Genomic DNA, 7,605 nt, shown 5'->3' with positions numbered 1-7,605 from the left:
CCAACTGCTTGAAGTTCTTTAGGATTCAAATCTTTACAAACTTTTTTAGAGACAACAAATGCCTTTGCTTTGGCAACTGAATCAAAAGTTTTATCTATCTTTGTACACTTTTTTTCATAGATAATTGCACCCATTTGAGACATTTTATGCTGCTTTTTACCTATCATATGCGAATCTTTTGGAAAGTCTTCTTTCGCTGCCTCTATTGCAGCATTGAAATCAGTAACCTCTCCTCCAAATTTTGCTGCAAATTTACTTGCTGCGTTTAAGCTTGAGAAAGCATATTTACTTACCATACTCATAGTTCCTTTTTTAGAAGAACCAACAACAAAATAAGCTTTTTTTGCATCTATAAATTTCAATGTATCAGCAGCCACGACTTTGATGTCCTGAGGGTTTGCATGATTTTCATCTCTATCTTCTACAAGACAATGAAGAGAGCAGTATTGTTTCTCTTTGCCATTAACAGAAACTGCATAATTAGTTTTATAAAACATTACAAGATTCATACCACAAACATTACAAAACTGCTTCTGTTCGCCTGTTTGCAACAACTTAGCCTTTGAAGCTGGCACAGTTTGAAACATTGCTGCGTTTAGAAGAGTTACTAAACCAATTGTCAACAATCCCATAAAAGAGACTATAAATTTATTACGCATAACACTAACCTTAATTGAATTTATGAAGTATATTCTAAAAGTGTTACATAAATGTTAATTTAGTAAATGAAGCTCTAAAAACTTCACACTTCATATAATATTTTTTCATTATATATGAAAACAATTGACAATAACACTATAATTAATTATAATAATTCTATCTAATAACAATGGAGATTTAATGAATAAACTACTACTCTCAGGAGCACTTGCTGCACTCCTTACTTCAACGCTGATGGCTAAAGATGTCAGCACTTATGAATATGCTGCGTTTAAAAACAGCGACGCAGTAAAATCTGCCTTAACTACACAAGGATTTAAAGTCGTTGGTGAGTATAATGCCATGTCAAACCCTAACTACCATGTAATCGCATATACAAACGCAGCTATGCAACAAGAGGCATCAAAAGATGATGACAACAGTTTTGCAGCCGTGCAAAAAGTACTTATAGACAAAAAAGATAATACTTTGGTCTTTACAAATCCAGAATACTTTATGCGTGCATTTATCGAAGATAATTATACAGATGCAACTGCAAAAAGTATCAACTCTGCACTTGCGACTGCGTTTGGAAAGCTTACAGGTTCAGCTGATGCACTTGATGAAGATGACATCAAAGGGTATCATTTTATGATGGGTATGCCATACTATGAAGATATGCTAGAAGTAGCTAAGGGAAAAAACCTTTTAGAAAAGCTCAAGAAAAATGCAGGTAACAACATCATATTTGAAATAAAACTCAAAGAGGGAACACTTCTTGGTGTTGCTATGCCTACAAAGAACGGTGAAAAATCATATGTTTCAGATATAAAAGGTGAAAAAAACACAGCTTTTTTACCATATATGGTCTTTGTAGAGAATGATAAAGCAAAAATCATGCATCCAAAATACTACCTTGCACTCAGTTTTCCAAAACTCAGTATGGGGCAATTTATGAGTATCTCTTCTACTCCAGGAGATATTGAAGAGTATTTTGAGAATCTTTTCAAATAGATTCTCAAAAATCTAACTCACTCTCTATCTCTATTTGAGGAGAGTGTTGAGAGATAATGTTTGCTGCAATCCCACTTCCCAGATAAAGTTGCTCTTTTGCTTCATTTAAAACGGGGGTTGTTTTGTAGCCGCAACTTGGAGATTTTGACTTTAAAACTATGCGGTCAAATGCAGGATGCTTCTCTAAAAATCCTTCTATCTCCTCTTCTAAACGCAGCGTTACATCTACATCTGTCTCATCGGTGATAATGCGTAGTTTGTCACCTTTTTCTACTACATTTATACGCTCTCTAGGTGTTCCAAAGAGTGGTGCTTCAGGACAAAAAGGAATAATTTCATATTCATCCCCCAACGCCTCTATAACTGCGTTTATCTTCTTTGTTTTTCCATCATAACGACAGTACTCACCTAAAATACAGGCTGACACAAGGGCTTTTTTCTTCATTTTTAGCAAATCACTACAGATTTTATCTCTGTCATCTCTTCTATGGCAAAACGAGGACCTTCCCTCCCTACTCCTGAGAGTTTTACACCACCATAAGGCTGGATGTCAAAACGCAGTGTCGGCATATCGTTAATGACAATTCCACCTGCATCAAGCTCATCTATAGCACGGTTTGTGAGGTTCAAATCATTTGTAAAAATGGAAAATTGCAAGCCATATGGAGAGTCATTCATTCGCTCTACGGCATCATAAAAACTATCTACTTTTACAAGTGAAACTATCGGAGCAAAGACCTCTTCGCAAACTATTTTCATATCATCACGCACATTTGCCATTACACATGGGTAAAATGTTCTTCCCTCCAGACGCGGAAGCAGCAGAGGAATGGCTCCTTCTTCTATGGCAGACTCAACCCATGCCATCGCACGCGCACAAGACTCATCATCAATAAGCGGTCCCATAAAAGTATCATCATCATACGGTGAGCCAACTTTAAGTTTTTTTGTCGCTGCTGCCATTAGTTCGGCAAACTCATCATAAATCTCTTCTTGCACATAAATGCGTTGTAAAGATATGCAGACCTGCCCAGAGTTCACAAAAGCACCTAAGGCACATTTTGTCGCAGCATAAGCCAAATCTGCTGACTTTTCAATGAAAGTCGCTGCGTTTCCACCAAGCTCTAATCCTACTTTTTTGATGCCTGCATTTTTTGTAATGATATTTCCAACAGGAACACTTCCTGTAAAAGAGATAACGCGAGGAATATTGGAGCTAATAAGTGCAGAACCGACTTCCGCATCGCCATATACAACTGAAAGTGCATCAGGAATTGCATACTCACTCTCAATGAAAAGCTTCGCAAATTTGTACGCGGTAAGCGGTGCTTCGGGAGTTGGTTTGAGTACCACTGCATTTCCTGCTACAAGTGCAGGACCGAGTTTATGCGCTACAAGATTGAGTGGAAAGTTAAAAGGGGTAATAGCTACCACGACACCTGCAGGTTCACGGCGAAAAAATGCCATTGTCTTCTTGCCAGAAGCATATGCATCAGTATTTATAGTCTCACCTGACATCGTTCGCATCGTCTCAGCAGAGAGTGTAAGTGTCTCAATGCAACGCTCCACTTCCACGCGAGAAAATGTTATGGGTTTACCCACCTCATCAGTAATAGTACGAGCTATATCTTCTTTATTTTCACGCAGTTTTTGCGCTACATCAAGTATCCATGAACAGCGTTGTGCAAGCGTTGATTTTTTTGCGAATTTTGCAGCATCTTGTGCAATTTGTAAAGCTTTTTTAGCATCCTCTGCATCACACATAGGAGCAGTGGAAACCACCTCCCCACTATATGGAGAGAGTCTCTCACTTACCTGTTCTTTTGAAGCTGCGTTTGAGCCGAAAAATATTTTTGCGTTATGCATTGTAAACTCCCATATCTTTAGCATTAATGCTTTAGTTGTATGAGAAGATTATAGCATCTATTTTATAATTTCAAACTTTGTATTTGCTTCTATTTCAGCTCTCTCTTCTTCTGTAAGTTTAGAAAGATCAGCTTCATCTAAAAGTTCCATCGTCGGTATTTTAATCGCTATGATAATAAGTGCAATACCAAATACGAAAACAAACCAAGAAGCATGAGCTCCCATAGTGTTAAGCAGTGTCTCTTTCCCATAGCTTTTACCCATTAAAGGTTCAAAAAACGAGTCATAATATTTTGTAAATACATACGCACCCAATATACCACCAATAGCACCCACTAAAACATCTATACGCCCTTCAGCAATAGAAATAGGACCTGTTCCTGGACATTTCCCAAGAATTGCCATAGAAGCACCAAATAATATACCACCAACAATAAGACCAGAGAGTATCATCGGCTTAATGTGGTACGAAGCATAACCGAGTTTTACCTCAAAGAAGAGACCAATAGCTGCAATTCCAATTGCTAAAAAGAGCATTTTTGGAACAGTTGTATCTTTAAGCATTGCAAAACCAGCAATCTTTTCAAATTTATCAACACGCGTATATTGAATAATCCCTCCAAAAAGAATCCCAATTAAAAAGACAACAGCAACAGAGCCATGCCCTTCATTTGCAACAATAGTAAACATATTCATCATACGGTCAAATAAGCCCATTATTGTTCTCCTTTATAAAAGAATTTTCCAGTGACAATAAGAGAGATAAGCACTACCCCACCAAATATCATACTACTAAACGCAGTCTGACTCATACCTGAGAGGAAGTGTCCCGATGTACATCCTCCTGCAAGTCTAGCGCCAATAATTAAGAAAAATCCTGCTACAAAACTCCATACTAAACGAGAAACGACAGAACTATTTTTATATGCTTTCCATGCGGTTGGCATTACACTAAAACGAAAAGATTTTGTAACAAATACAGCTGTTAAAAAACCACCAAACAGAGCGCCAAGAAGCATAACACCTTCCCATGCACCAGGATTTCTTACATGTTGTAAGTAAACATAATCTTTCGGGTCCATATTAAACAGAACCCCTGCAAAGTATGGAACATATGTAGATGCTCCAAGAGGTCTATTGCCTCCAAAAATAGAGAAGGTAAAAAGTAGCAACAGTGCCATCAATATACCACCTAACCACCACGGCAATCTTCTTTTCATAAGTAATCCTTATAATAATTTACGGACGCCATTATACTATAAATCTGATAACAAAGAGTCATAATCTCATATTTTTTTCCTATTTTGTTCTTACACAACGAGTTTTTCTTGTCGTATCTTTAGATGCAGACGATATTGTTCCATAGCGTCCATTCAAATAATACGCCTTTGTTGTGTCACTCATATCTGTCGTAGATGACCAAAACTCTTCACCAAATGATGTTGCTGTAAAAAGTGTGTTTGTACTATTTGGGTATCCCTCTTGGTTCACATCACTTGAATGTTTTATGCTATGTCCTGCTGTTCTTGCGAGCTCATTAATATTTGGCATTCTCCAGTCATTATGTCCACCAAGCACCAAATCTTCACAAAGGTTAATAGCAGTTGCCCACTCACCATCTAAGGTAACATTGACATCATCCTCCCACTTCAAAGAGTTTTTATAGTCAATCACGACATCAGCAACTTTCTCCATTTCAGGCGCATCTTCTGCAGGCTCACTTACCGTGCGCACACACATATGCATTTTGTCATTTGCTTCATTAGATGTTACTGTTGATTTTGGCATTACGACATAGAGATATTCATCACTATTATAACTGCTTGACTCCAGCGTTTTTGTCACTGTCCAGTACCCTGTACTTGAAGTGGAAATATTTTCAAAGCCATCTACTCCAGAGCCTTGAAAATTAAAAAGGGACATCATCTCTCGCGCACTCGGAGCTCTCCAGTCTGATTTTGAGTTGAAAGTCAATGCACTACAAACCGCGTAGCTTGATTGAGTACGTCTTGCATCATTGGTATCACTTGCACCATCATCTTCGACTTAATTAAAAAAAACGGGGGTTTGAAAATTCATCTTTTTTGATAATTCACCAAATAATAATCAACTAAATTTAGCTTCAAGCTTTTACTTAATCCACGATGCAAACTAATCATATTTTTCATGTGCGAGAACACATCACCTTCCAGTGCATTTGTAGTGTTTGAAATTGATAGATGTTTATAGTTTTTATATGTAAAAAGATAAGGCAAGTTTGTTCTCAAGCTTCTGTAAGCTGATCTAATTCTTGGATGAGTATAATGAAGCTTTCCAGTAGTTGAAGATATTGATTTCTCTTCTAAAAAATCTTAATATTTTTCATACCACTCATCCAACTTTTGAGTGAAATTTTTCTCTGTAATTTGAGTAAGTCTTGAAACTATTTTCTTGAGATCTTTACCAGCTTCAAGTTTAGGTCTCAGCGTGATATATCTCTGAACTATCTTTTTCTGATGGAAGTGGCACATTTATATTGGAATATCTTTAAAAGCCTTATATAAGCCTCTCTTGCCATCAAGAGTAACACTTTGAATAGTATAGCCTCTGTCTAATAGCTCATCTTTGAGATATTTATAATCCTTTACTAATTCACTCTCAATGTGCTTCCAAATTAGTATCTCTTTGGACTCATTATCTTTAAAAACCAATGTGCCTAATTTGTCTTTTCTTTTTCCATAAAAAGTAGCATCACAAATAAGATTTACTGGTCTTGGATTGTGAACTTTACATTCAACAATATACTCATCTCTTTGCTTCATTATCTAAGGAATTGATTTGCTATATTTAGCTGATAATTGTTTGAGAGTTTGGCGATGCAAAAAGTACTCTTCAAATATAATTTTATGGAGTTGTTCTAGTCGCCTTTTGTGTTGAAATTTACACTTACAATCTTTGCATAAATATCTCTGGATACTTCTTCTTTTTCCTATTTTAATAATATTTTTTAAAGAGCATTTTGGGCATATTTTAGAGCTTTTTTATAATCCATTATAGAAATACCTTGGTTTCTTACCAATATACCGAAGTTTATAAAGGTTTTCAAACCCCCGTTTTTTTAATTAAGTCTAATCCATCAACAAAGCCTTTTATCATAAAGTTTCCTAAAAAAGCACCATACTATGTAGTTAAGTGGGTTAGCTCAACTACAAATATAGAACCAGAATTTGGTGAAGTAATTTACTTGTAATCAATATTTGAACCAAGATTGTTTTTTATTTTTTAAAAGAGCTAAGTACCTAACCATATATAAAGTGGGTAGTTTAAAGACATTAGCACAGTACTACTAATGTCTTCACAAGTTTTTTAATAAGATTTTGATACTGCTTGTATATTGACAAATTTGTCACTTACTCCTCGACTATCACCTGCATCGTTAAAATTGTCCCAAATAATAAGTTCTCCTTTACTATTTAATGCTGCAAATAATTGGACAGTATGAAATACCTCCTTTATATCTGTAAGCTTATTGATTAAACTATTAGAATGGTTCATCATTATATAGTTTCCATTTATAAAATTATAAACTCCGCCCCAAGTTACTACTGTTCCATCGTTTTTAAGAGCTACAAATGCCTGATCCTTATTGGAGTATATAGTTTTTATATCTGTAAGCTGGTCACTGACACTACTACTATCTCCTCCATAGTTACTATCTCCCCAAGTCACAACACTGCCATCATTTTTTAGAGCAGCAAATGCACCATAGGTTGAGTAAATAGTTTTTATATCTGTAAGCTGGTCACTGACACTACTACTATCACCTCCATGGTTACTATCTCCCCAAGTTACAACACTACCATTATTTTTGAGAGCTACAAAGGCACCTACACTAGAATAAATAGTTTTTATATCTGTAAGTTGGTCACTGACGCTACTACTATCACCTCCATCGTCACTATTGCCCCAAGTCACAACACTACCATTATTTTTGAGAACTGCAAAAGCACTTCCATTAGAATAAACAGTTTTTACCTCTTTAATTTGTGTTCCTGCTTGATAATTACTCCATGATATAATAGTTCCATCATTTTTGAGAGCTGCAAA

At 36.1% G+C, this 7,605-nt stretch carries 8 protein-coding genes and 1 pseudogene; 1 reads left to right on the top strand and 8 read right to left on the bottom strand.

Annotated features, from left to right (window positions below):
- Nucleotides 1–659: nitrous oxide reductase accessory protein NosL (locus MVY38_RS05460; protein WP_297484153.1), on the bottom strand; the 659-nt coding region annotated here is incomplete at its 3' end.
- Between the two features lie 181 nt (nt 660–840).
- Between MVY38_RS05460 and MVY38_RS05455 the strand changes: the two genes are divergently transcribed.
- A complete protein-coding gene (locus MVY38_RS05455; protein WP_297484151.1) occupies nt 841–1,653 on the top strand; it encodes a hypothetical protein in 813 nt (270 codons plus the stop codon).
- A 4-nt stretch (nt 1,654–1,657) separates the two neighbouring features.
- On the opposite strand, the gene MVY38_RS05450 is transcribed toward MVY38_RS05455, so the two are convergent.
- The 7 genes and pseudogenes from MVY38_RS05450 to MVY38_RS05415 form a co-directional block, all read right to left on the bottom strand.
- Nucleotides 1,658–2,098, bottom strand: a complete 441-nt coding sequence (locus MVY38_RS05450) for a DUF523 domain-containing protein (RefSeq protein ID WP_297484149.1) — start codon at nt 2,096–2,098, stop codon at nt 1,658–1,660.
- A gap of 2 nt (nt 2,099–2,100) precedes the next feature.
- Nucleotides 2,101–3,519: an aldehyde dehydrogenase family protein gene (locus MVY38_RS05445; protein WP_297484147.1), complete on the bottom strand. Its 1,419-nt coding sequence runs from the start codon at nt 3,517–3,519 to the stop codon at nt 2,101–2,103.
- A gap of 57 nt (nt 3,520–3,576) precedes the next feature.
- A complete protein-coding gene (locus MVY38_RS05440) occupies nt 3,577–4,236 on the bottom strand; it encodes a YeeE/YedE thiosulfate transporter family protein (protein ID WP_297484145.1) in 660 nt (219 codons plus the stop codon).
- The gene (locus MVY38_RS05435) at nt 4,236–4,739 is read right to left on the bottom strand and encodes a YeeE/YedE thiosulfate transporter family protein (RefSeq protein WP_297484144.1); all 504 of its coding nucleotides are present in this window, start codon (nt 4,737–4,739) and stop codon (nt 4,236–4,238) included. The genes MVY38_RS05440 and MVY38_RS05435 overlap by 1 nt, the downstream gene beginning before the upstream one ends.
- A gap of 79 nt (nt 4,740–4,818) precedes the next feature.
- Nucleotides 4,819–5,520, bottom strand: a pseudogene (locus tag MVY38_RS11035) (DUF1566 domain-containing protein); the annotation flags it as partial.
- Between the two features lie 509 nt (nt 5,521–6,029).
- Nucleotides 6,030–6,320 (bottom strand): hypothetical protein, encoded by a 291-nt coding sequence (locus MVY38_RS05420; RefSeq protein WP_297484142.1) that lies wholly within the window; start codon nt 6,318–6,320, stop codon nt 6,030–6,032.
- 544 nt (nt 6,321–6,864) lie between these two features.
- Nucleotides 6,865–7,605, bottom strand: a 741-nt coding sequence (locus MVY38_RS05415; protein ID WP_297484141.1) for a hypothetical protein, incomplete at its 5' end; no start/stop codon positions are given.

It is taken from the genome of Sulfurimonas sp. (assembly GCF_027056685.1).
Taxonomy (GTDB): domain Bacteria; phylum Campylobacterota; class Campylobacteria; order Campylobacterales; family Sulfurimonadaceae; genus Sulfurimonas.
Note: the sequence above shows the minus strand (reverse complement) of the source record. Positions and strands in the feature narration are given on the sequence as shown.

Coding starts and splice junctions, on each gene's coding strand:
- MVY38_RS05435 (WP_297484144.1), bottom strand. CDS start 4,739: ATGAAAAGAAGATTGCCGTGGTGGTTAGGTGGTATATTGATGGCACTG.
- MVY38_RS05440 (WP_297484145.1), bottom strand. CDS start 4,236: ATGGGCTTATTTGACCGTATGATGAATATGTTTACTATTGTTGCAAAT.
- MVY38_RS05445 (WP_297484147.1), bottom strand. CDS start 3,519: ATGCATAACGCAAAAATATTTTTCGGCTCAAACGCAGCTTCAAAAGAA.
- MVY38_RS05420 (WP_297484142.1), bottom strand. CDS start 6,320: ATGAAGCAAAGAGATGAGTATATTGTTGAATGTAAAGTTCACAATCCA.
- MVY38_RS05450 (WP_297484149.1), bottom strand. CDS start 2,098: ATGAAGAAAAAAGCCCTTGTGTCAGCCTGTATTTTAGGTGAGTACTGT.
- MVY38_RS05455 (WP_297484151.1), top strand. CDS start 841: ATGAATAAACTACTACTCTCAGGAGCACTTGCTGCACTCCTTACTTCA.